Origin of the sequence: Salipiger sp. IMCC34102, assembly GCF_004145405.1 — a bacterium.
Taxonomy (GTDB): domain Bacteria; phylum Pseudomonadota; class Alphaproteobacteria; order Rhodobacterales; family Rhodobacteraceae; genus Loktanella.
The window spans coordinates 424651-445410 of sequence record NZ_SELQ01000001.1 but is presented as its reverse complement, the minus strand read 5'-3'; the positions used below and the strand labels follow the sequence as shown (position 1 = coordinate 445410).

23 protein-coding genes are annotated in these 20760 nt (G+C 64.0%); 12 read left to right on the top strand and 11 right to left on the bottom strand.

Annotated elements, in window-relative coordinates; translation table 11 throughout:
- Positions 1–31 precede the first annotated feature (31 nt).
- Complete coding sequence (locus EU805_RS02320) at positions 32–946, bottom strand: hypothetical protein (RefSeq protein ID WP_129762329.1); 915 nt, start codon at positions 944–946, stop codon at positions 32–34.
- A gap of 105 nt (positions 947–1051) precedes the next feature.
- On the opposite strand from EU805_RS02320, the gene hslV reads away from it, so the two are divergent.
- From hslV to EU805_RS02305, 3 genes are all read left to right on the top strand, one after another.
- Complete coding sequence (gene hslV / locus EU805_RS02315) at positions 1052–1609, top strand: ATP-dependent protease subunit HslV (protein ID WP_129762328.1); 558 nt, start codon at positions 1052–1054, stop codon at positions 1607–1609.
- Positions 1610–1657: 48 nt separating this feature from the next.
- Complete coding sequence (gene hslU, locus EU805_RS02310; RefSeq protein WP_129762327.1) at positions 1658–2965, top strand: ATP-dependent protease ATPase subunit HslU; 1308 nt, start codon at positions 1658–1660, stop codon at positions 2963–2965.
- A gap of 204 nt (positions 2966–3169) precedes the next feature.
- Entirely contained in the window at positions 3170–4390 is a 1221-nt protein-coding gene (locus tag EU805_RS02305; protein ID WP_129762326.1) for an MFS transporter, read from the top strand.
- On the opposite strand, the gene EU805_RS02300 is transcribed toward EU805_RS02305, so the two are convergent.
- From EU805_RS02300 to EU805_RS02290, 3 genes are read right to left on the bottom strand one after another with little or no spacing between them, the layout of a single operon-like run.
- Positions 4373–4963: a Smr/MutS family protein gene (locus tag EU805_RS02300; RefSeq protein ID WP_129762325.1), complete on the bottom strand. Its 591-nt coding sequence runs from the start codon at positions 4961–4963 to the stop codon at positions 4373–4375. The two genes, EU805_RS02305 and EU805_RS02300, sit on opposite strands and share 18 nt — an antisense overlap.
- On the bottom strand, positions 4963–5931 hold the full coding sequence (locus EU805_RS02295; protein WP_129762714.1) for a murein transglycosylase A: 969 nt from the start codon (positions 5929–5931) through the stop codon (positions 4963–4965). The genes EU805_RS02300 and EU805_RS02295 overlap by 1 nt, the downstream gene beginning before the upstream one ends.
- Positions 5932–5981: 50 nt before the next feature.
- Entirely contained in the window at positions 5982–6644 is a 663-nt protein-coding gene (locus tag EU805_RS02290) for a Tim44/TimA family putative adaptor protein (RefSeq protein WP_129762324.1), read from the bottom strand.
- A 107-nt stretch (positions 6645–6751) separates the two neighbouring features.
- Here EU805_RS02290 and EU805_RS02285 point away from each other — a divergent pair, with 107 nt between their 5' ends.
- Positions 6752–7270, top strand: coding sequence for an FxsA family protein (locus tag EU805_RS02285; RefSeq protein WP_129762323.1), 519 nt, complete (start codon positions 6752–6754; stop codon positions 7268–7270).
- A gap of 46 nt (positions 7271–7316) precedes the next feature.
- A complete protein-coding gene (gene secB, locus EU805_RS02280) occupies positions 7317–7841 on the top strand; it encodes a protein-export chaperone SecB (protein ID WP_129762322.1) in 525 nt (174 codons plus the stop codon).
- Here secB and dnaQ read toward each other — a convergent pair.
- From dnaQ to EU805_RS02260, 4 genes are read right to left on the bottom strand one after another with little or no spacing between them, the layout of a single operon-like run.
- Positions 7834–8523, bottom strand: coding sequence for a DNA polymerase III subunit epsilon (dnaQ, locus tag EU805_RS02275; RefSeq protein ID WP_129762321.1), 690 nt, complete (start codon positions 8521–8523; stop codon positions 7834–7836). The genes secB and dnaQ overlap by 8 nt on opposite strands.
- Before the next feature lie 4 nt (positions 8524–8527).
- The gene (gene coaE / locus EU805_RS02270; RefSeq protein WP_129762320.1) at positions 8528–9106 is read right to left on the bottom strand and encodes a dephospho-CoA kinase; all 579 of its coding nucleotides are present in this window, start codon (positions 9104–9106) and stop codon (positions 8528–8530) included.
- Entirely contained in the window at positions 9103–9936 is an 834-nt protein-coding gene (locus EU805_RS02265; protein ID WP_129762319.1) for a shikimate dehydrogenase, read from the bottom strand. The genes coaE and EU805_RS02265 overlap by 4 nt, the downstream gene beginning before the upstream one ends.
- A complete protein-coding gene (locus EU805_RS02260) occupies positions 9933–10532 on the bottom strand; it encodes a nucleoside triphosphate pyrophosphatase (protein WP_129762318.1) in 600 nt (199 codons plus the stop codon). Before EU805_RS02260 ends, EU805_RS02265 begins: the two co-directional genes overlap by 4 nt.
- 397 nt (positions 10533–10929) lie before the next feature.
- On the opposite strand from EU805_RS02260, the gene hemJ reads away from it, so the two are divergent.
- The 7 genes from hemJ (at position 10930) to EU805_RS02225 (ending at position 18205) form a co-directional block, all read left to right on the top strand.
- Positions 10930–11376, top strand: a complete 447-nt coding sequence (hemJ, locus tag EU805_RS02255) for a protoporphyrinogen oxidase HemJ (RefSeq protein WP_129762317.1) — start codon at positions 10930–10932, stop codon at positions 11374–11376.
- A 113-nt stretch (positions 11377–11489) separates the two neighbouring features.
- On the top strand, positions 11490–12764 hold the full coding sequence (rho, locus tag EU805_RS02250; RefSeq protein ID WP_129762316.1) for a transcription termination factor Rho: 1275 nt from the start codon (positions 11490–11492) through the stop codon (positions 12762–12764).
- Between the two features lie 4 nt (positions 12765–12768).
- Positions 12769–14037 carry a tRNA uridine-5-carboxymethylaminomethyl(34) synthesis GTPase MnmE gene (gene mnmE / locus EU805_RS02245; protein WP_129762315.1) on the top strand — a complete coding sequence of 423 codons (1269 nt, stop codon included), beginning with the start codon at positions 12769–12771 and terminating at the stop codon, positions 14035–14037.
- Entirely contained in the window at positions 14038–15906 is a 1869-nt protein-coding gene (gene mnmG / locus EU805_RS02240; RefSeq protein ID WP_129762314.1) for a tRNA uridine-5-carboxymethylaminomethyl(34) synthesis enzyme MnmG, read from the top strand.
- Positions 15896–16522 (top strand): 16S rRNA (guanine(527)-N(7))-methyltransferase RsmG, encoded by a 627-nt coding sequence (rsmG, locus tag EU805_RS02235; protein WP_129762313.1) that lies wholly within the window; start codon positions 15896–15898, stop codon positions 16520–16522. The genes mnmG and rsmG overlap by 11 nt, the downstream gene beginning before the upstream one ends.
- A complete protein-coding gene (locus EU805_RS02230) occupies positions 16503–17321 on the top strand; it encodes a ParA family protein (RefSeq protein ID WP_129762312.1) in 819 nt (272 codons plus the stop codon). Before rsmG ends, EU805_RS02230 begins: the two co-directional genes overlap by 20 nt.
- A complete protein-coding gene (locus EU805_RS02225) occupies positions 17321–18205 on the top strand; it encodes a ParB/RepB/Spo0J family partition protein (protein ID WP_129762311.1) in 885 nt (294 codons plus the stop codon). Before EU805_RS02230 ends, EU805_RS02225 begins: the two co-directional genes overlap by 1 nt.
- On the opposite strand, the gene hemW is transcribed toward EU805_RS02225, so the two are convergent.
- Genes hemW through rph form a run of 3 tightly spaced genes read right to left on the bottom strand, consistent with a single transcriptional unit; the run spans position 18206 to position 20665 of the window.
- Positions 18206–19360, bottom strand: coding sequence for a radical SAM family heme chaperone HemW (hemW, locus tag EU805_RS02220; protein WP_129762310.1), 1155 nt, complete (start codon positions 19358–19360; stop codon positions 18206–18208).
- Positions 19353–19961 (bottom strand): RdgB/HAM1 family non-canonical purine NTP pyrophosphatase, encoded by a 609-nt coding sequence (gene rdgB, locus EU805_RS02215; RefSeq protein ID WP_129762309.1) that lies wholly within the window; start codon positions 19959–19961, stop codon positions 19353–19355. Before rdgB ends, hemW begins: the two co-directional genes overlap by 8 nt.
- A complete protein-coding gene (rph, locus tag EU805_RS02210; protein ID WP_129762308.1) occupies positions 19958–20665 on the bottom strand; it encodes a ribonuclease PH in 708 nt (235 codons plus the stop codon). The genes rdgB and rph overlap by 4 nt, the downstream gene beginning before the upstream one ends.
- Between the last annotated feature and the right edge of the window lie 95 nt (positions 20666–20760).

The window sequence follows — 20760 nt, the reverse complement described above, 5'->3', positions numbered from 1 at the left end:
GCCGCCTTCGGGCGGCCTTTTTCGTTTTCCCTCAGACCGGCCAGCCGTGCTGGCGGAAGGTCGCCGTGATCTTGTCCAGTGCCTCCGGTCGGCCTGCGTTGATCGACATTTTCTGCAGGAACCACCAAAGATAGCCCGCGTAATCGCGATCACGGTCGAGGTCGGCGAAGGCGCGCTCCTCCCCCTCCATCGGAACGTTGCCCGCAATGTGGTGAAAGTCGATCTGCCCGAAGACGACGGCAGGCTTTCGAAAGAAGAACCCCTTGAGCGCGACCGAGGAATTCTGCGTCACAACGGCAGAGCACCGCGGCAGAAGCTGTTCTGGCGGGCGGGCGCTGACGGCAACATTGGGGTGCTGCCCCTCGATCTCTTCCAGCGCCGTGATGTCCGCGTTGCCGTAGCGTTCCCCGGGGTGCAGCGTGAGGACGATGTCGCGGTCGGGCATGCGGCAGGCGGTGCGCCGGATCATCTCGACCGGGCTGAACGACTGGAACGACCGGTGCTGCTGGATCCGGCCCTGTAGAGGCATGTAGATCGGCCCGTCCGGCGTCTTTTGCGGGGCTACATCGGGGAAGAGACGGTGGCGCCAGAAATCGGCAAAGCGATCCGCCTCCTGCCGGTCGACCGCGTCGGGCTTGAACTTCGACAGGGCGACGGTCCATTCCCATCGCCGCGACGATCGTTCGATCTGCCAGAACGGGTAGAAGTAGTTGCGCCGCACGGTCAGGGCCCGCGCGTGGAACGGCTCGTCCATGTGGAACAGCGAATACCCCGGCCGGTCGGCGGATTCGGCGCGTGCCTCACGGGTGTTCAGCTCCAGCAGGACGCGCAGACCGGCATCGGTCAACGCCTTGGATACGAGGCCCAGGAAGTTGTGACGCCCTTCGCGGGCCGCGTTCAGCAACGGGCGATCGAGGTAGAAAACGACATCGGTGGGCTGATCCATCGCCGCAGATTACCCCGCCGGGCCCGCCGATCAAGTGGCCGCGGGGTTGTGGCCCCCCCTGCCCCCGACCATATAGGCCCAAGCACCAAACGACAGGACGGCCCCATGGACAACGATCACTTCCCCGGCTGGCACGGCACCACGATCATCGGCGTCAGGAAGGGCGGCCGCGTCGTCATCGCCGGTGATGGCCAGGTGAGCTTGGGTCAGACCGTCATCAAGGGCACGGCCCGCAAGGTCCGCCGGCTTGCCGTCGAGGGCGCCGACGTGATCGCGGGCTTCGCCGGATCGACCGCCGACGCCTTCGCCCTGCTCGAACGGCTGGAAAAGAAGCTGGAGGCGACGCCGGGCCAGCTGAGCCGCGCCTGCGTGGAACTGGCCAAGGACTGGCGCACCGACAAGTACCTGCAGAAGCTCGAGGCGATGCTGATCGTGTCGGACGGCGACGCGCTTTTCGTCATCACCGGCGCGGGCGACGTGCTGGAACCGGAACATGACGTGACCGCCATCGGCTCGGGCGGCAACTACGCGCTGGCCGCGGGTCGCGCGCTGATGGACACCGACATGGACGCCGAGGCCATCGCCCGCCGCGCCATGCAGATCGCGTCCGACATCTGCGTCTACACGAACGGCAACCTGACGGTCGAAACCGTCGGCGGCTGACCGCAGCTTCATCTGGCAAAGTAAACTCAATCTGCCGGAGGCAGACCCATGACAGACCTCACTCCCCGCGAAATCGTCTCGGAACTCGATCGCTTCATCATCGGCCAGGCCGAGGCCAAGCGCGCCGTCGCCGTGGCCCTGCGCAACCGCTGGCGGCGCAAGCAGTTGGGCGACGACCTGCGAGACGAGGTCTATCCCAAGAACATCCTGATGATCGGACCCACCGGCGTCGGCAAGACCGAGATTTCCCGTCGACTCGCCAAGCTCGCCCGCGCGCCCTTCATCAAGGTGGAGGCTACGAAGTTCACCGAAGTGGGCTACGTGGGCCGCGACGTGGAGCAGATCATCCGCGACCTCGTGGACACCGCGATCATCGACACGCGAGAGCACATGCGCGAGGACGTGAAGGCCAGCGCCCACAAGGCCGCGGAGGATCGCGTCATCGACGCCATCGCCGGTGACGGCGCGCGCGAGGGCACGCGCGAGATGTTCCGCAAGAAGCTGAAGGATGGTCAGCTCGACGACACGATGATCGAGATCGAGGTCAAGGACACGTCCAATCCGTTGGGCGGCATGGAGATTCCCGGCCAACCCGGCGGCATGGGCGGGATGATGAACCTGGGCGAGCTCTTCGGTAAGATGGGCGGCGGACGCACGGTCAAGAAGCGGATGAGCGTCGCCGACAGCTACGATCTGCTGATCGCCGACGAGGCCGACAAGCTGCTCGACGATGAAAGCGTGACCAAGACCGCGCTCGAAGCGGTGGAGCAGTCGGGGATCGTCTTCCTCGACGAGATCGACAAGGTCTGTGCCAAGTCCGAGGCCCGCGGCGGCGATGTCAGCCGCGAAGGCGTGCAGCGCGACCTGCTGCCTCTGATCGAGGGCACGACGGTCAGCACCAAGCACGGGCCGATCAAGACCGACCATATCCTCTTCATCGCCAGCGGCGCCTTCCACGTGGCCAAGCCCTCGGACCTTCTGCCCGAACTTCAGGGCCGCCTGCCGATCCGGGTGAACCTGCGCGCGCTGACGGAAGGCGATTTCGTGCGCATCCTGACCGAGACGGACAACGCGCTCACCCTGCAATACAGCGCCTTGATGAAGACCGAGGAGGTCACCGTCACCTTCACGGGCGAGGGCATCCACGCGCTGGCGCGGATCGCGGCGGAAGTCAACGAGAGCGTCGAGAACATCGGCGCGCGCAGGCTCTACACCGTGATCGAGCGGGTCTTCGAGGATCTTTCGTTCAATGCGCCCGACCGTGGTGGCGAAGAGATCGTCATCGACGACGCCTTCGTCGAGAAGCACCTGGGCGAGATGGCCCGTTCCACAGACCTGTCGCGCTACGTGCTGTAAGGCCGCGCCTCCGCGTGGCGTCCCAAGGGGACGCCGGGGGGCTCTGCCCCGCCGACGCTGCGCGTCGCCTCCCCGGGATATTTCCGGAACAGAGAGGGCGGGTGGCGTGGAATGGCGGGGGGCGCGCGGGAGTGAGACCGCTTATTTGCGCGTTCAGCCCCGCCGGCCCTTCCCTTTCGGTGCGCAGAAGCCGATGGGTGGGGCATGGGTTTTCTGTCCTTCCTTCGCACCAACTGGCTGTTCCTGCTGGCCGGGTTCATCCTGACGCTGACCTCCTCCTACGGGCAGACGTTCTTCATCTCGCTCTTCGCGGGCGGGATCATGACGGATTTCGCGCTGACCGACGGGCAATGGGGCGGAATCTACACCGTGGGCACGCTGGCCTCGGCCGGGACGATGGTTTGGGCGGGCACGCTGGTGGACCGGTTCCGGGTGCGGGTGATCGGAACGGTGGTCTTCGCGGGCCTGGCCGCGGCCTGTTTCTTCATGGCCGCCGTGCCGAACGCGCTCTTGCTCATACCGGCGATCTTCTTCCTGCGGCTTTTCGGGCAAGGCATGTCGAGCCATCTGGCCGTCGTGTCCATGGCGCGCTGGTTCGTGGCGGGGCGCGGCAAGGCGCTGGCCGTGGCCTCGATGGGGTTTTCGGTCGGGCAGGCGGTGCTGCCGATCGTCTTCGTCGCCTTGCTCGCGACGATGGACTGGCGCGCGCTCTGGGTCGTGGCGGGTGGCATCGTCCTGGTGACGATCCCACTGGTGGGCCTGCTGCTGCGCCAGGAACGCACGCCGCAAAGCCTTGCCACCGACGAACAGGCCGCGGGGATGCACGACCGGCACTGGACACGGCTGGACGTGATGCGTCATCCGCTGTTCTGGCTGATGGTCCCGGCCCTTCTGGGTCCGCCCGCCTGGGGCACGGCGCTGTGGTTCCAGCAGGTCCACCTGTCGGAAGTGAAGGACTGGTCGCTCGCCGCCTTCGTGGCGCTCTTCCCGCTTTATACGCTGATCAGCATCGGGTCGAACTTCGGCACCGGCTGGGCCATCGACCGTTTCGGCACCGCGCGGATCGTGCCCTTCTACATGCTGCCCTTCGCGCTGTCTTTCGTGGTCATCGCATTCGCCCCCGGGATCGGCGCGGCGGCGATCGGAATGGCGATCCTCGGCGTCGGCCAGGGGTTGCAGTCCACCCTGCCCGGCGCCTTCTGGGCAGAGTTCTACGGCACGCGCCACATCGGCGCGATCAAGGCCGCGGCCGCCGCGATCATGGTCTTCGGCTCGGCCATCGGGCCGGGGGTGTCGGGCGTGCTGATCGACTACGGCATCGACTTTCCCGCCCAGATGATCGGCTACGCGATCTTCTTCGCACTCGCGGCCGCACTCGCCACGCTGGGGATCAGCCGCGCCGCCCCGTCACTTCCTGCGCCTTAGGTAGACGTAATAGGCCCCGTCGCCGCCGTGCTTGAGGTGCGCGGGCCGCACTTCCAGCACCGCAGAACCGAGCGGCGGCAGTTGCAGCCACTGCGGCACCTGGCGGCGCAGGATGCCGCGCCCGCCGACCCAATCGTCGCCGGCCCGCCCCTTGCCGGTGATCACCAGCACCAGACGCTTGTCCGCCGCCTGGGCGTTCAGGATGAAGGCGATGAGCTCTGGGTAGGCCTCGTCCCGATACATTCCGTGCAGATCGAGCCGCGCCTCGGGCTTCAGCTTGCCCGACTTCATCCGCATGAAGTTCTTGGCATCCATCCGCACCGGTGCGGCGCGCAGCCGGTCCCGCAACGGGGGCAGGATGTCGTTGGGGCGCGCGACCTCGGCCTTCATGCCGAGGGTGAAATCTTCGATCTTCCGCGCCGGATGTGCCGTGTCCTTCGCGGGTTTCGGCGCGGGTTTCGCGACCGGTTCGGGCGCGGGGTCCGGGCGTTTGGGATGCAAGGGGTCCGCCTTGCGAGCCACGTGATCCCACATCGCGCGTTCTTCCTTTGAAAGATTGCGCGGGCGGCGCATCAGAAGACCACCTCCGGCTCTGTCTTCGACAGGGCATAGTCGATGGGCATCAGCACGATCATCCGGCCGCCGTCCTTGATATCCCCTGCCGCCTCGCCCGCGGCGCGGCCGGTCCCGTAGAAGACATCCGCCCGCTGCGCGCCCGTGATCGCGGAGCCGGTGTCCTGCGCCACCATCAGCCGGCGCAGCGGATCGCGTCCGTCCTTCTCGATCCACACGGGGGCGCCCAGGAGTGTGATCTCGGGGTCGACTGCGATCGTGCGCATCGCCGTGATCGACCGGTTCATCGCGCCCAAGGGTCCCCTGTCCGCCGGCACCTGCGAGACCTCGCGGAAGTAGACGTAGGATTCATTGAGCCAGAGCAGTGCCTGACCTTCCTCCGGGTTGGCGCGGACCCAGTCGCGGATCGTGGTGGCAGAGACTTCCTCCAGCGTGAAGACCCCGCGCTCCACCAGCGCCTGCCCCACGGAGGTGTAGTCGCGTCCGTTCTTGCCCGCGTAGCCCACGCGGATACGGGTGCCGTCGGGCAGGCGGATCCGGCCGGAGCCCTGGATCTGCAGGAAGAACTTGTCGACCGGGTCGGCCAGCCAGGCGATCTCGGACCCCGCGAAGGGGCGGTCCTCCTCGATCTCGCGGCGCGAGAAGACCCCGGCGCGGCCGTCCTCGGGCAGGCGGTAGAGCGGGTAGCGGTAGACGTCCGACGGTGTCAGCGATCCGCGCAACTCGGGCTCGTAGTAGCCGGTGAAGAGCATCGGCGTGCCGTCCTCGATCAGGACGGGCTTGAAGAACGTCTCGAAGAAGTCACGCGCGGCGGGACCGTCCTTGGCAAAGGCGCAAAGCCGCGCCCAGTCGGTGCGGGAGATGTCGCCGCAGGTCTGGGTGAAGACGTCCAGCGCGGCGGCGTGATCGTCCTCGGCCCAACCGTCGAGGTCGTCGTAGCTCAGGATCGTGTAGGTCGGTTCAGCCATCGCCGCCCCCGCGAGTGCAAGCCAGACGGCGGCGGCCCAGGCGGCGCCCGTCATTCGGTCGCGACAAGACGCCAGTTGGGATCGCCGCTGTCCATGTCGCGGGCGAAGGTCCAGATGTCCTTCTGCTTCTTGATCCCGTTGGGATCGCCGTCGACCAGCTTGCCGTCCGCGTCGTAGACGGCATGGGTCAGCTCCCCGGTGAAGCGGACGGTGATCTCGGCCTCCTTGGTGTTCGGATCGAGGCTCGCATCCTTCAACGTCACCTCGCTGACGCCGATGAAGGTGGCTTCCACCGTCAGGCCGCGGGCGGCCCGGTCGTCGATCACGCTGGTGAAGGCCGCGTCGATGTCGTCGGAGACGAAGGGCCGCACCTCGGTCATGTCGCCGCGCTCGAAGGCCATCAGGATCATCTCGTAGGCCTGGCGCGCGCCGGAAAGGAACTCGCCCACGTTGAAGGACGGATCGAGCTTCTTCATCTCCGTCAGGGCCATGGCGGTGCTGGTGCCTTCGTCGGCGTGATCGACGATGTCGCGATCGGGGCCGCCTTCGATCACCTCGAAGTCGCGGCGGCGCGGCACCTCGGCATCGGCCTTCTGCTGCGGGACGGGGGGCTTTTCGAACCCCTCGCGCGTGCCGAGAACGCCACGCAGCCGCAGGATCAGGAAGATCGCGATCCCCGCCAGGACGAGAATCTGGATTATCGGTCCGTTCATAAATCCCTCTTGCCGCGCGCGGCTGGTAAAACCCGTGTCGTTTCTTATGTAGGTGCCAGCCGCTGCCAAGTCCACCGGTGCGCGGCCCCGTGACAAAAGGACCGCCGATGTACCTTCTCCTCGCCTTCGTGGCCGTTCCCCTGATCGAGATCGCCCTGTTCATCCAGGTCGGCGGGTTCATCGGGTTGTGGCCGACGCTGCTGATCGTGCTTCTGACCGCGATCCTGGGCAGCTATCTCGTCCGCAAGCAGGGGGCGGCGGAGCTGTCGAAGCTGCGGCGGTCGTTCTCGGATCTGTCCGATCCGTCGGAATCCCTGGCGGGCGGGGCGATGATCCTGTTCTCGGGCGCGCTGTTGCTGACGCCGGGGTTCTTCACCGACGCGGTGGGCTTCGCGCTTCTGGTGCCGGGCATCCGCAAGCGCGTCTACACGGCCGTCCGGTCGCGCATCAAGGTGCAGTCGTTCCAGATGGGACCGCAGGGGCATCCGCGGGGGCACCCCGAACATCATCCGCCGCATCCGCGCCCCGACGACCGCGTGATCGACGCCGAGTACGAGCGTATCGACGAGCCCCGCAAACCCGGCGAAAGGCCGGGCGGACGGCCCTCCGGCTGGACGCAGCACTAGGCGGCTGCTATCCCGGCCCCGACCTGATTATCATACGAGAGTTCATATGACCGACACGCCCGACGTCCCCCAGACCGACGCCCCCGCAGCCGGCGAAGGCGAACAGAAGCCCCAGATCCAGACCCGCATGATCACCCAGTTCGTGCGCGACATGTCGTTCGAGAACATCCTGGCCCAGAAGGGCATCAAGGGCGATCCGACCCCGGAAGTGCAGGTTCAGGTCAGCGTGGACGCGCGCAAGCGCGGGGCCGACGACCAGTTCGAGATCATCACCAAGCTCAACATCACCTCGAAGACGAAGGAAGCGCAGGAGACGCTGTTCATCCTCGAGCTTGAATACGCGGGCGTCTTCCAGGTCTCCGGCGTGCCGGAACAGCAGTTGCATCCGTTCCTGCTGATCGAATGCCCGCGCCTGACCTTCCCCTATGTCCGGCACATCGTGGCCAACGCGACCCGCGAAGGCGGTTTCCAGGCGCTGAACCTCGAACAGATCGACTTCTTGCAGCTTTACCGGGCGCAGCTGGCCGCACAGGCCAAGAAGCAGCAGGAAAGCGGCGAACCCGTCAACTGAAGCGCGACCAGACCGGCGCGTCGCCCAGGGTGCCGACGAATTCGGCATGGGCGGCGGCCTCCTCCTCGGTCAGGCGCGAGGGCAGGGGCGTCTTCCTCGGGCGCGGCGTCCAGCGGGTCGCGGCGTCCCCCGTATCGCCACCGCCATTGCTTTGCAGCACAAGGTCGGGTTGGCGGCCGCCGATCAGCTCCAGGTAGACTTCCGCCAGGATCTCGCTGTCGAGAAGCGCGCCGTGCAGCGTGCGCGAGGAGTTGTCGATACCGAAGCGACGGCAGAGCGCGTCCAGCGAGGCGGGCGAGCCTGGAAACTTCTTGCGCGCCATCTCCACCGTGTCGATCGCCTGGCTCATCGGCAGCAGCGGACGGTTGATCCAGCCCAGCTCGGCGTTGAGGAATTTCATGTCGAACTTGGCGTTGTGGATCACCAGCTTCGCATCGCCCACGAAATCGACGAACTTCTGCGCGATATCGCGAAAGAGCGGCTTTCCGGCCAGGAACTCGTCGCCCAGCCCGTGCACGGCGAACGCCTCCGCCGGCATGGCACGCTGCGGGTCGATGTATTCGTGAAACGTCCGGCCCGTGGGCATGTGGTTCAGCAGCTCGACCGCGCCGATCTCAACGATCCGGTCGCCTTCGGCCGGTTCGAACCCGGTGGTTTCGGTATCCAGGACGATTTCGCGCATGGGTCTACTCCGACAACTGTGCGAGCAGGTTTCGCACGGCGGCCCGGGTGGCGTCCAGCGTGCGCGTCTCGATCACGTGGTCGGCGCGGGCCCGCTTTTGTGCATCGGGCATCTGCCGCGCGCGGATCATGTCGAACTGCGCGCGCGTCATGCCGGGCCGGGCCAGCACCCGTGCCGCCTGGATCTCCTCCGGCGCGGTGACGACCAGCGTCCGGTCGAGCCAGGCATCCGCCCCCGTCTCGAACAGCAGCGGGATGTCGAAGACCAGCACCGGCGCATCGTGGCCTTCGATAAAGGCGGCGCGGTCGTCCGCCACCAGCGGGTGAACGACGGCCTCCAGCCGGGCGAGGGCCGTCTTGTCGGAGCGCAGGATCGCGCTCAGGGCAGGGCGCGAGACGGCGTCGTCGACGATCGCATCGGGGAACACCCGGGCCAAGGGCGCGACCGCGGCCCCGCCCTTGGCATAAAGCCCGTGCACCGCGGCATCCGCGTCCCAGACCGGCACGCCTTCGTCGCGGAACATCTGGGCCGTGGTGCTTTTGCCCATCCCGATCGAGCCCGTGAGGCCCAGCGTCAGGCTCATTCCAGGACGGCCCGCCGCAACTCGTCGTCGACGGCGGGACGTCGGCCGAACCACCGCTCGAACCCCGGCACGCCCTGGTGCAACAGCATACCCAACCCATCGACGGTGGCGCAGCCGCGATCCCGCGCCCCCTGCAGAAGCGGCGTGACCAGCGGCTCGTAGACGATATCGTTCACGACCGTCGCGGGGCGCAAGTTGTCGAGGGAGATCTTCAGCTCCGCCTGTCCGGTCATCCCCAGCGAGGTCGTGTTCACCAGAAGTTTCACGTCTGCGAGCGCCTCTCCCGCCTGGACCCAGTCGACCACCTCGATCCGGCTGCCGAACTCGGCCCGCAAGGCCTCTGCCTTGGGGCGGGTGCGGTTGGAAAGCAGGATCCGCGGCACGCCTGCGTCCGCAAGCGCCACGATCACCGCCCGCGCGGCACCGCCCGCGCCCAGCACCATCGCGGGGCCGGATCGCGGCGCCCATCCCGGCGCGCCCTGGCGCAGGTTCTCCATAAAGCCGTAGCCGTCGGTGTTGTCGGCAAAGATCGTCCCGTCCGCGCGAAAGATCAGCGTGTTGGCCGCCCCGATGACGATGGCCCTGTCGCTGTGATGATCGGCGATCTTGAGCGCCGCCGTCTTGTGCGGGATCGTCACGTTGGCCCCGACGAAACCCATCTTCGGCATCGTACGCACGACGGTTTCGAAGTTCGCCTCGCGCACTTCCAGGGGGACGTAATCGCCGGCCAGACCATAGCGCGCCAGCCAATGCCTGTGCATCCGCGGTGAGCGGGACTGCGCGATCGGGTTCCCGATCACGCCCGCAAGGGGAATGGCTGGCAGCGTCATGCCGGCAGTGTTCCCCGAAGGGTCAGGTATGACAAGAGTTCGAGCAGCGGCAGGCCCTGGACGTCGAAAAGACTTCCCTCGATGCGATGAAAAAGTCGCACCCCTTCCGCCTCGATCTGGTAGGCGCCGACGCAATGTCGAATTTCGTCCCAGTTGCGCGCGACGTAGTCTTCCAGGAAGGCGTCGGAGGCGTCCCGCATGTGCAGCCGCACGACGCCCACGTGCCGCCATTGCGGCGCACCGCCCTCGTAGAGCACCGCGGCGGAAAGCAGCTGGTGCACCTTGCCCCGCATCGCACTCAATTGCGCGAGCGCCTCTTCCGGATCGCGGGGTTTCGACAGAAGGCCACCGTCGAAGGCCAGCACCTGGTCGCAGCCCAGCACCAGCGCCTCCGGCCTGCGACCGGAGATCTTGGCGGCCTTCAGCTCCGCCAAGGCGTCGGCGACGTCGCGGGGAGACGCCGCCTCGCCCCTCAACGCGTCCTTCACGGCGTCTTCGTCGACACGCGCGGCCTGCACCTCGAACGGGACGCCGGCGTTACGCAGCAGGGCGGCGCGGATCGTGGAGCCGCTGGCAAGGATCAGGGGGGCAGTCATGTGGACAAGTCAGGGACATTTTGATCGGGAAGGTCAAGCCGGTCGCGTGTGCCCGAAGCTCCCGCAGGACGGGCCGTGAACGGGCGGACACAATCGCGGTTTCACGCGAAAAGATCACATGGGGAAAGGATAACATCGGCCTGTGCGCAACTGTCCCGCGATCCCAGAGTCAAGGCGGAAGGCTCGGAACCTCAAGGTGAATGAGGCACTCAAGTTATTGATATTTATAGGTTCCACAAAGATATCCCGAAGGTTTATCTTTGAAATCGCGGCAACGCGCTGTGGACAACCGTAGGGACGAATTCATTGTCCACAGATTCTCGGACGCCCTACATCATCATCTTTTCTTTCTTTTATATTTAATTAAGGAGAGGCCAGAACCGGGCTGGGGAAAAGCATGGACTGGATTGCGCCGTACTACTTCTGGATCAAGGCGTTTCACATCATGGCGGTGATCGCCTGGATGGCCGGTCTGTTCTATCTTCCCAGGCTTTTCGTCTATCATGCAGAGCAGGCCACGGTCGGGTCCGAGATGGATCGCACGTTCCAGGTCATGGAAGAGAAGCTGCTGAGGGTCATCATGAACCCCGCGATGATCGCGGCCTGGATCTTCGGGCTGGTGATGATCGGGCTCGGCGGCCTCGACTTCGGAGCGGTCTGGGGCTGGGCCAAGCTTCTGGCGGTGATCGGCATGACAGCGGCGCACATATGGATGGCGAAGTGCCGCAAGGCCTTCGCCGCGGGCGAGAATGCCTATTCCGGCCGGACCTTCCGGATGGCCAACGAGGTGCCGACACTCCTGATGGTCGTGGCGGTGATCGCGGTGGTGGTCGAACCCTTCTGATTGACTTCCACGTCGCGCAGGCTTAACTGGCCCGCAATCGCCGCCCGTCCGGGCATCCGCGTTTTCCCGATCAAACCGATTATCCGCCCGTCCGCCGGGCGCGGAGACCATTCATGTCCGACCACCGTCTGAATCTTGCCGACCTGAAGGCGTTGAGCCCGAAGGACCTCGTCACCATGGCCGAGGAAATGGAGATCGAGAACGCCAGCACCATGCGCAAAGGCGATATGATGTTCGCGATCCTGCGCGAACGGGCCGATGAGGAATGGCTGATCGGCGGCGACGGCGTGCTCGAGGTGCTGCAGGACGGATTCGGCTTCCTGCGCTCGCCGGAAGCCAACTACCTGCCCGGTCCCGACGACATCTACGTCTCGCCCGAAATGATCCGTCAGCACTCCTTGCGCACCGGGGACACCGTCGAAGGGACCATGAAGGAGCCCAACGACAACGAACGCTACTTCGCGCTGCAGACGGTCGAGAAGATCAATTTCGAGGACCCGATCAAGACCAAGCACAAGGTCGCCTTCGACAACCTCACGCCGCTCTATCCCGACCAGCGGCTGAAGATGGAAGTCGATTCCGAGCACGACAAGAAGGACCGGTCGGCGCGGATCATCGACCTCGTCTCGCCAATCGGGAAGGGCCAGCGGTCGCTGATCGTCGCCCCGCCGCGGACCGGCAAGACGGTGCTCTTGCAGAACATCGCCCATTCGATCGAACAGAACCACCCCGAGTGCTACCTGATCGTTCTGCTGATCGACGAACGCCCCGAGGAAGTCACCGACATGCAGCGGTCCGTGAAGGGTGAGGTCGTCTCCTCGACCTTTGATGAACCCGCGACCCGCCACGTGGCCGTCTCCGAAATGGTGATCGAGAAGGCCAAACGCCTCGTGGAACACAAGCGCGACGTGGTGATCCTGCTCGATTCGATCACCCGCCTGGGCCGGGCCTACAACACGACCGTTCCGTCCTCGGGCAAGGTGCTGACGGGGGGTGTCGACGCCAATGCCCTGCAACGGCCCAAGCGGTTCTTCGGTGCGGCGCGGAACATCGAGGAGGGTGGTTCGCTGACCATCATCGCGACCGCGCTGATCGACACCGGCAGCCGCATGGACGAGGTCATCTTCGAGGAATTCAAGGGCACCGGCAACTCCGAGATCGTGCTCGACCGCAAGGTGGCCGACAAGCGGGTCTTCCCGGCCATGGATATCCTGAAGTCCGGCACCCGGAAGGAAGAGCTTCTGGTGGAAAAGGTAGACCTGCAAAAGACTTACGTCCTCCGGCGGATTCTGAACCCGATGGGAACCACGGACGCGATCGAGTTCCTGATCGGCAAGCTCAAGCAGACGAAGACGAACACCGATTTCTTCGACTCGATGAACACCTGATCCCATGGCAGAACCGACCATCTACGCGCTGGCCTCTGCACCGGGCCGGGCAGGGGTGTCGGTCATGCGGATTTCCGGACCCGACGCTTTCATTATCGCCGGTGGGCTGATGTCTTCGGTTCCGCAAGCGAGGGGGGTGCGACGGATCCTCGATGCTGACGGCGATCTCATCGACAGCGCCTTGATCCTGCGTTTCGAAGAAGGTCACAGCTTTACCGGCGAGGCCACGATCGAGATCCACTGCCACGGTAGCATCGCGATCGTCACCGCGTTGAGCACGCGCCTTGAAGAGCTCGGCGCTACCCCCGCGGGGCCCGGCGACTTCACCCGTCGCGCCTTGGAAAACGGAACGCTAGATCTGACCCAGGTTGAAGGTCTCGCCGACCTGATCGACGCGGAGACGGAGGCGCAGCGCAAGCAGGCGGTACGGGTCTTCAACGGCGCGCTCGGTCGGCAGGCGGATCTCTGGCGGTCTGACTTGATCCGGGCAGGCGCCTTGATCGAGGCGACGATCGATTTCGTGGACGAGGATGTGCCGGTCGACGTGAACCCGGAGGTTATCACGTTGCTCACGGGCGTCTTGCGCACGCTGCAACAGCAAATCGATGGAGCTCGGGCCGCCGAGATGGTGCGGACCGGGTTCGAGGTCGCCATCGTTGGACCGCCGAACATCGGAAAATCGACGCTTTTGAACAGGTTAGCCGGTCGCGACGCGGCCATTACCTCTGAGATCGCGGGAACGACGCGCGATGTGATCGAAGTGCGTATGAACCTCGGAGGTCTTGCGGTGACGCTCCTCGACACGGCCGGGGTGCGCGAAACCGATGACGTGGTCGAACAACTCGGCGTCACCCGCGCCATCTCGCGAGCGCGTGATGCTGACCTGCGGGTTTTTCTTACTGAAGAAGGCGGTGATCCGCCGTTTTCACCGGAACCAGGGGATCTGGTTCTCCTCGGAAAGGCGGACAAGACCGGCGGGATCAGCGGTCTGACCGGGGCAGGGGTTGCCGAGGCGCTCGATGCTATCACGGTCGAATTGTCCCGCCGATCCGCGACAGCGGGACTGGCGATCAGGGAGCGTCACCGCGCCGCGATGATCTTGGCGGTTCAGTTTTTGACGGCCGCGATTGATCGGGTTAAGGGAGACGGCGAAGCGGATCTCATCGCTGAGGATATCCGCCTTGCAGTTCGCGCCTTGGATAGCATCGTCGGCCGTGTCGACGTCGAGGATCTGCTGGGAGAAATTTTTTCCAGTTTCTGTATCGGAAAGTAGGTGTTTCACGTGAAACATTTTGAAGTCATCGTTATCGGCGCTGGCCATGCTGGCTGCGAGGCCGCCTTGGCAAGCGCTCGGACTGGTTGCACCGCGGCGCTTGTCACGATGAAGGCGTCGGATATCGGTGTAATGTCCTGCAACCCCGCAATCGGCGGGTTGGGTAAAGGGCATTTGGTGCGAGAAATCGACGCCCTAGGCGGAGCCATGGGGTTGGCCGCCGATGCGTCCGGCATCCAGTTTCGGTTGCTCAATCGAACGAAAGGGCCCGCCGTACGCGGACCCAGAACGCAATCGGATCGCGCGCTTTATCAGCAGGCGATGCAGCAAATTGTTGCAGAACAGGACAACCTGACCTTGATAGAAGGTGAGGTCACCGGGCTGCTGTTCGATGGGGATGTCGTTTGCGGTATTCGGACCGCGTCTGAAGAAATGCACGCGGCGACGGTCGTCTTGACCACCGGAACCTTCCTCGGCGGCGTTATCCACATCGGTGATCGGCAGCTTCCGGGTGGACGGATCGGCGCCGCAGCATCGACCGAGATGGCGCAACAGCTCCGCGGCATGGATCTTCCCATCGGTCGCCTCAAGACCGGCACGCCACCGCGCTTGGCGTCGTCCTCGATCGACTGGAATGCTGTAGGACGACAGGAGGCGGACGAGGAGCCCTCGCTGTTCTCCTTCCTCTCGACAGAGCCAGGCGCCAAACAGATCGCGTGCGGCGTCACGGAGACCAATTCCCGGACGCACGAGATCATTGTCGCCAACCTTTCTCGTTCTGCGATGTATGGGGGCCATATCGATGGGGTGGGACCGCGGTATTGCCCATCCATCGAAGACAAGGTCACGCGTTTCGCGGACAAGGACTCGCATTTGGTGTTCCTGGAGCCGGAAGGTCTGAACAGTGATGTGGTCTATCCGAACGGTATTTCGACCTCTCTGCCGGAGGACGTCCAAAACGATTACGTGCATTCCATGAAGGGCTTGGAAGACGCCAAGATCCTGCAGCCCGGCTACGCGATCGAGTATGACTATATCGATCCCAGGGCCTTGCACGCTGACTTTTCGTTGAAGGCCTGTCCGAACCTCTATCTCGCAGGGCAGATCAACGGCACGACGGGCTACGAAGAAGCGGCCGGCCAAGGTTTGGTGGCCGGATTGAACGCGGCCCGGAAGGTGAAGCGGCAGGAACCGTACATCTTCAGCCGGACTGACAGCTATTTAGGCGTAATGAATGACGATCTGACGAAGATGGGTGTCACCGAACCATATCGGATGTTCACATCCCGGGCGGAGTATAGATTGCTCCTGCGGGCGGATAATGCAGACCGTCGGTTGACCCCGATTGGCCGAACCATTGGGCTAGTCTCGGACGAAAGATGGGATGCCTTCACCGCAAAACGTGATCAAATCGAAGCTGGCCAGGCGCTGCTGTCGAAGTCGATGATACCGGCCGAGAAGCTTGCGGATCGCGGCGTGCGCTTGAATAGGTCAGCACCCACGCGCTCGGCGGCTGATGCTTTAACTTTGGCTGATATGTCGTTCAAAATTATACGGGAACTCGTATCCGAAACGGCATCGATCCCCAACGCTATCGGTGAGCAGCTTCGCAATGATGCGCTTTATGCCACCTATGCGGAACGTCAGCAACGCGATGCTGCTGCATTGCAGGCCTTGGAGAACGAGCCCGTTCCTCATGACTTCAACTACGACGTGTTGTCCGGGCTTTCGAACGAGTTGAAGTCGAAGATTGCGCGCGCCAAGCCGCGCTCGATGTACGAAGTTTCCCGAATTGAAGGTATGACACCGGCGGCTCTCTTACTCATACGGGCGTCGGTGAAAAAAGATCGACGGGCTCATGCAGGCTAATCCCGCTTTCAAAGATGTTTCACGTGAAACATGGGACGATCTGCGTGCCTATGAAGACTTACTGACAAAATGGACTAAGCGGATCAACCTGGTTGCCAGCAGTCAGCTTGATGAGCTCTGGGAGCGTCATATCCTAGATAGCTTACAGATAGCACCGCTTATTTCAAAGGACGCATCACTGATTACGGATATCGGCAGCGGAGGCGGCTTACCGGGATTGGTTCTGGCAATTCATGCGAAATATTATGCACCGCACCGAAGAATTAACCTTGTCGAGAGCGATCAGAGAAAGGCCGCTTTTTTGCGGACCGTCATTCGAGAACTGAAACTGAATGCTTCGATTCACGCCGTTCGGATCGAAGAGGTCTTTCTCGATCCAGCGGAGATCGTGACGGCCAGGGCGCTTGCGCCATTGACAGACCTGCTTGCGCACTCGGAACCGCTACTGAAAGCCGGCGGTACTGCCATTTTTCCCAAGGGCCGCACGGCATCCGAAGAGCTGGAAACCGCTCGTGAGACCTGGCAGTTCACTTGCCACGCCGTTCAAAGTTTGACACAACCTGACGCTCGCATTCTTGTCATCAAGGACATCATCCGTGGGAACCTCCGAAGCTAAATCCCGTACGCGGATCATCGCGGTCGCTAATCAGAAGGGTGGGGTGGGCAAGACCACGACGACGATCAACCTTGGCGCGGCCTTGGCCGAGCAGGGGCAGAAGGTGCTTTTGATCGACCTAGATCCCCAAGGGAACGCATCGACCGGCCTCGGTATTTCCAGCCATGATCGCGCGGTTACCACCTATGACTTCCTTTTGGGCGATGCGTCTCCAGAGGCGGCGATTCAGAAAACCGACTTCGAAAATCTCACGCTCATTCCCGCGACCACGGATCTCAGCTCTGCAGACATCGAATTGATCTCGAACGAAAAGCGGAGTTATCTCCTGCACGATGCCCTGCGGCAATTGTCGATGGATGACCTTGGGTTGGACTATATCCTGATCGATTGCCCGCCGTCGCTCAATATCTTGACGGTGAATGCCATGGTGGCCTCCCATTCCGTCGTCGTGCCGCTGCAAAGCGAATTCTTCGCGCTCGAAGGATTGTCGCAGCTCATGCTGACGATCCGGGAGGTTCGGCAGAACGCGAACAAAAATTTGCGGATTGAGGGTATCGTTCTGACGATGTACGACCGCCGAAACAACCTGTCTCAACAGGTTGAAGCCGACGCCCGGGATAACCTGGGCGATCTCGTCTTCAAGACGGTCATTCCCCGCAACGTCCGCCTGTCCGAGGCGCCGTCCTACGCGATGCCGGCCCTGTCTTATGACAGCCAGTCCGCGGGTAGCTTGGCGTATCGCGCGCTTGCAGCGGAAATCCTGTCGAAAACGAAACCCTCTCTGCGAAAGGCCAGCTGATGTCGCAACCTCCCAAATCCCGTGGGCTGGGCCGCGGCCTGTCCGCGCTGATGTCCGATGTGCATCAACCGGAGCCCGTGACCGAGACGCAGCGGCCGACCCCCGATCTCGTCGTTCCAATCGAGCGCGTACACCCCAATCCCGATCAGCCTCGTCGCAGGTTCGACGAGCAGGCGTTGCAGGACCTCGCCGCCAGCATCTCCGAGAAGGGCGTGATCCAGCCGCTGATCGTTCGGCGTCTTCCGGGAAGCGAGGACGACTATCAGATCGTCGCGGGCGAGCGCCGCTGGCGGGCTTCCCAGATCGCGCGCAAGCACGATATTCCGGTTCTCGTGCGAGAGTTCGACGACACCGAGGTCCTCGAAATCGCAATCATCGAGAACATTCAGCGTGCCGACCTCAATCCGGTGGACGAGGCGACCGGCTATCGGCAGTTGATGGATCGGTTCGGTCATACGCAGGACCAGTTAGCATCGGCCTTGGGTAAAAGCCGCAGCCATATCGCGAACCAGATGCGCCTGCTGAACCTCCCCGAGGACGTTCTGGAATGGCTGGCCGAAGGCAAGTTGAGCGCCGGCCACGCGCGCACGCTCATCGGGCATGACAAGGCGACGGATCTCGCCAAGCAGATCATCAGCAAAGGACTTTCCGTTCGCGCGGCCGAGAAACTGGTGAAAACGCCGGAGAAGACCTCCCGCGGGTCGTCCCGGTCGAAGCCGGTCAAGGATCCCGATACCGTCGCCCTCGAACGAGAGTTGTCGGCCAGTACGGGGATGCAGGTTTCCATCGATCACACCGCAGGACAGGAAGGTGGCAAGGTCACGGTGCAATACCGCGACCTGGGCCAGTTGGATGACCTGATGCGGATGCTGGGTGGGTCCTGATCAGGACAGAAGGCTGCGAAGGACGCCGTTCAGAACGGGACGGCCGTTCCGCGTCACGCGCAGGCGGTCGGGATCTTCGGCGATCAAGCCGAGGTCGACGAGTTCGCGTTCCTTGGGGTTGGCAGCGTCGTAGCCGTTCGCCGCAAGCCGCGTACGGTCCAGACCTTCCGTCAGGCGAAGGCCCATCAAAAGCATCTCCGTCAGGTGCTCGTCGGCAGACAGGGCCTCTCGCGGCTCTTCGCCTGCGCCTGTCGTTTCGACGGCGCGCAACCAGGCAAGCGGGGCGAGGGGGGTCGCGGTGGCATACCGTGCGCCGCCGAGGGTCAGACGCCCTTGGGCCCCGGGACCGATCCCGACATAATCGCCGGATTGCCAGTAAATACGGTTGTGCAGGCTCTCTTGCCCAGGTTTGGCATGGTTCGAGGTTTCATAGGCGGGAAGCCCAGCCTCTTCGCAAAGGGTTTGCGTCGCGAAATAAAGGTCGGCCCCGCTGTCTTCGTCCGGCAGACCGCGAAGCTGACCCCGTGCCGCGCGGGCCCCGAACACCGTCCCGTCTTCGATCGTCAGCTGGTAGAGCGACAGGTGCTCGCCCGCGAAGGACAGCGCAAGGGTCAGCTCTGCTGTCCAATCTTGCAATGTCTGGTCCTGTCGGGCGTAGATCAGGTCGAAGCTGATCCGGTCGAAGGTGTCGCGTGCGATGTCCAAGGCGCGCATGGCCTCCCGTACGCTGTGCATTCGGCCAAGGCGCCGCAGATCGGTGTCGTTCAGGGCCTGCATCCCGAGCGACACACGATTGACGCCGGCTGCGCGATACCCTTCGAAACGGTCGGCCTCCGTCGACGTGGGGTTCGCCTCGAGCGTGATCTCGATGTCGTTCGACGCGGGCCAAGTCGCGCGGATCGCCCGTAACAGCCGGTCGACCAAGTCAGCTGACATCATGGAGGGCGTGCCCCCACCGAAGAAAACCGAATTGAGCACGCGGCCTTCGGTCTCGGCACCCAGGCGCGCGATTTCGGACAGATAGGCCCGCGCCCAGCGATCCTCGTCGATGTGGTCGACGACGTGGCTGTTGAAGTCGCAATAGGGGCACTTCGCCTGGCAGAACGGCCAATGCAGGTAGAGGCCGAAGCCCCCGTGGCGCCAGTCTTCAGGCAAAGCAGCCCGCCACAAGCTTGGCGAAGGCGTCGGCGCGGTGGCTCATGCGGTTCTTTTCCCAGCGATCCATTTCACCGAAGGTCTGTTCATGCCCGTCGGGTTGGAAAATGGGATCGTAACCGTGGCCTTGGTCGCCGCGACCGGGCCAGACGATCCGGCCGTCGATCGTGCCCTCGAACACCTCGTCATGGCCGTCGGGCCAGGCCAAGACAAGCGTGCAGCAAAACCGCGCGGTGCGCGGGTGGGGGGCGCTGATGTCTTCGAGCGCGTCGAAGGCACGGCGCATGGCCATGTCGAAATCGCGCCCTTTCGGCGTTTCCGCCCAATCGGCGGTGCGCACGCCGGGCTGACCGTCGAGAGCCGCGATCTGTAACCCGCTGTCGTCGGCCAGCGCGGGCAGGCCGGTGGCCTTGGCCGCGGCATGCGCCTTGATCCGGGCGTTGCCGACGAAGGTCTCTTCCGTCTCCTCCGGTTCGGGCAGGCCGTGATCGGCGTTGCTGGTCAGCGTCACGCCGTATTCGGACAGCAGGTCGGCGATCTCGTCCCGCTTGCCCGTGTTGTGGGTGGCGATGACCAGTTCCGACCCCTCGAAGCGCCTCACCCGACGGCCTCCAACTGAATGCGGTTGAGCTCTGCGATGCCGGTCTCGGCAAGGTCCAGAAGCTTGTCCATCTGGCCGCGGGTGAAAGTGGACCCTTCGGCGGACATCTGCACCTCGACCAGCTTTCCGGCGGTCATGATGAAATTGCCGTCGACGCCGGCCTCGGAATCCTCGGGGTAATCAAGGTCGAGCACTTCCTGACCGGCATAAATGCCGCAAGACACAGCGGCCACAGGCTCTACGAGCGGGTCGGAGGTGACGAGGCCCGCCTTCATCAGTTGGTTGACCGCTAGTTTCAGAGCGACCCAACCGCCGGTGATCGCTGCACAGCGGGTCCCGCCGTCGGCCTGGATCACGTCGCAGTCGATCTGGATCTGGCGCTCGCCCAAGGCCACCCGGTCGACGCCCGCGCGCAACGAGCGCCCGATCAGCCGCTGAATTTCCTGCGTGCGGCCAGACTGGCTGGTTTTGGCCTCGCGCCGCATCCGGGTGTGCGTCGCGCGCGGCAGCATCCCGTATTCCGCCGTCACCCAGCCCAGGCCCGAGTTCTTCATGAAGGAGGGCACGCGCTCGTCCACGCTTGCGGTGCAGAGCACATGCGTGTCGCCCACGCGGATCATGCAGCTGCCTTCGGCGTGGCGGGTGACGCCCGTCTCGATCGTGACGTCGCGCATTTGGGTGGTTTCGCGGCCGGATGGGCGCATGGCGGTGCTCCTTCATGGGTTGCGGGAGGGGCATACGCCGCCCATGTGGATAATCCAAGTCCCGTTGACGTCCCCGCAACCGCCCGTCAGAGTGA

Excerpts from the sequence above, each read along its gene's own strand:
- EU805_RS02320 (WP_129762329.1), bottom strand. The coding sequence starts at position 946 with ATGGATCAGCCCACCGATGTCGTTTTCTACCTCGATCGCCCGTTGCTG.
- hslV (WP_129762328.1), top strand. The coding sequence starts at position 1,052 with ATGGACAACGATCACTTCCCCGGCTGGCACGGCACCACGATCATCGGC.
- hslU (WP_129762327.1), top strand. The coding sequence starts at position 1,658 with ATGACAGACCTCACTCCCCGCGAAATCGTCTCGGAACTCGATCGCTTC.
- EU805_RS02305 (WP_129762326.1), top strand. The coding sequence starts at position 3,170 with ATGGGTTTTCTGTCCTTCCTTCGCACCAACTGGCTGTTCCTGCTGGCC.
- EU805_RS02300 (WP_129762325.1), bottom strand. The coding sequence starts at position 4,963 with ATGCGCCGCCCGCGCAATCTTTCAAAGGAAGAACGCGCGATGTGGGAT.
- EU805_RS02295 (WP_129762714.1), bottom strand. The coding sequence starts at position 5,931 with ATGGCTGAACCGACCTACACGATCCTGAGCTACGACGACCTCGACGGT.
- EU805_RS02290 (WP_129762324.1), bottom strand. The coding sequence starts at position 6,644 with ATGAACGGACCGATAATCCAGATTCTCGTCCTGGCGGGGATCGCGATC.
- EU805_RS02285 (WP_129762323.1), top strand. The coding sequence starts at position 6,752 with ATGTACCTTCTCCTCGCCTTCGTGGCCGTTCCCCTGATCGAGATCGCC.
- secB (WP_129762322.1), top strand. The coding sequence starts at position 7,317 with ATGACCGACACGCCCGACGTCCCCCAGACCGACGCCCCCGCAGCCGGC.
- dnaQ (WP_129762321.1), bottom strand. The coding sequence starts at position 8,523 with ATGCGCGAAATCGTCCTGGATACCGAAACCACCGGGTTCGAACCGGCC.
- coaE (WP_129762320.1), bottom strand. The coding sequence starts at position 9,106 with ATGAGCCTGACGCTGGGCCTCACGGGCTCGATCGGGATGGGCAAAAGC.
- EU805_RS02265 (WP_129762319.1), bottom strand. The coding sequence starts at position 9,936 with ATGACGCTGCCAGCCATTCCCCTTGCGGGCGTGATCGGGAACCCGATC.
- EU805_RS02260 (WP_129762318.1), bottom strand. The coding sequence starts at position 10,532 with ATGACTGCCCCCCTGATCCTTGCCAGCGGCTCCACGATCCGCGCCGCC.
- hemJ (WP_129762317.1), top strand. The coding sequence starts at position 10,930 with ATGGACTGGATTGCGCCGTACTACTTCTGGATCAAGGCGTTTCACATC.
- rho (WP_129762316.1), top strand. The coding sequence starts at position 11,490 with ATGTCCGACCACCGTCTGAATCTTGCCGACCTGAAGGCGTTGAGCCCG.
- mnmE (WP_129762315.1), top strand. The coding sequence starts at position 12,769 with ATGGCAGAACCGACCATCTACGCGCTGGCCTCTGCACCGGGCCGGGCA.
- rsmG (WP_129762313.1), top strand. The coding sequence starts at position 15,896 with ATGCAGGCTAATCCCGCTTTCAAAGATGTTTCACGTGAAACATGGGAC.
- EU805_RS02225 (WP_129762311.1), top strand. The coding sequence starts at position 17,321 with ATGTCGCAACCTCCCAAATCCCGTGGGCTGGGCCGCGGCCTGTCCGCG.
- rph (WP_129762308.1), bottom strand. The coding sequence starts at position 20,665 with ATGCGCCCATCCGGCCGCGAAACCACCCAAATGCGCGACGTCACGATC.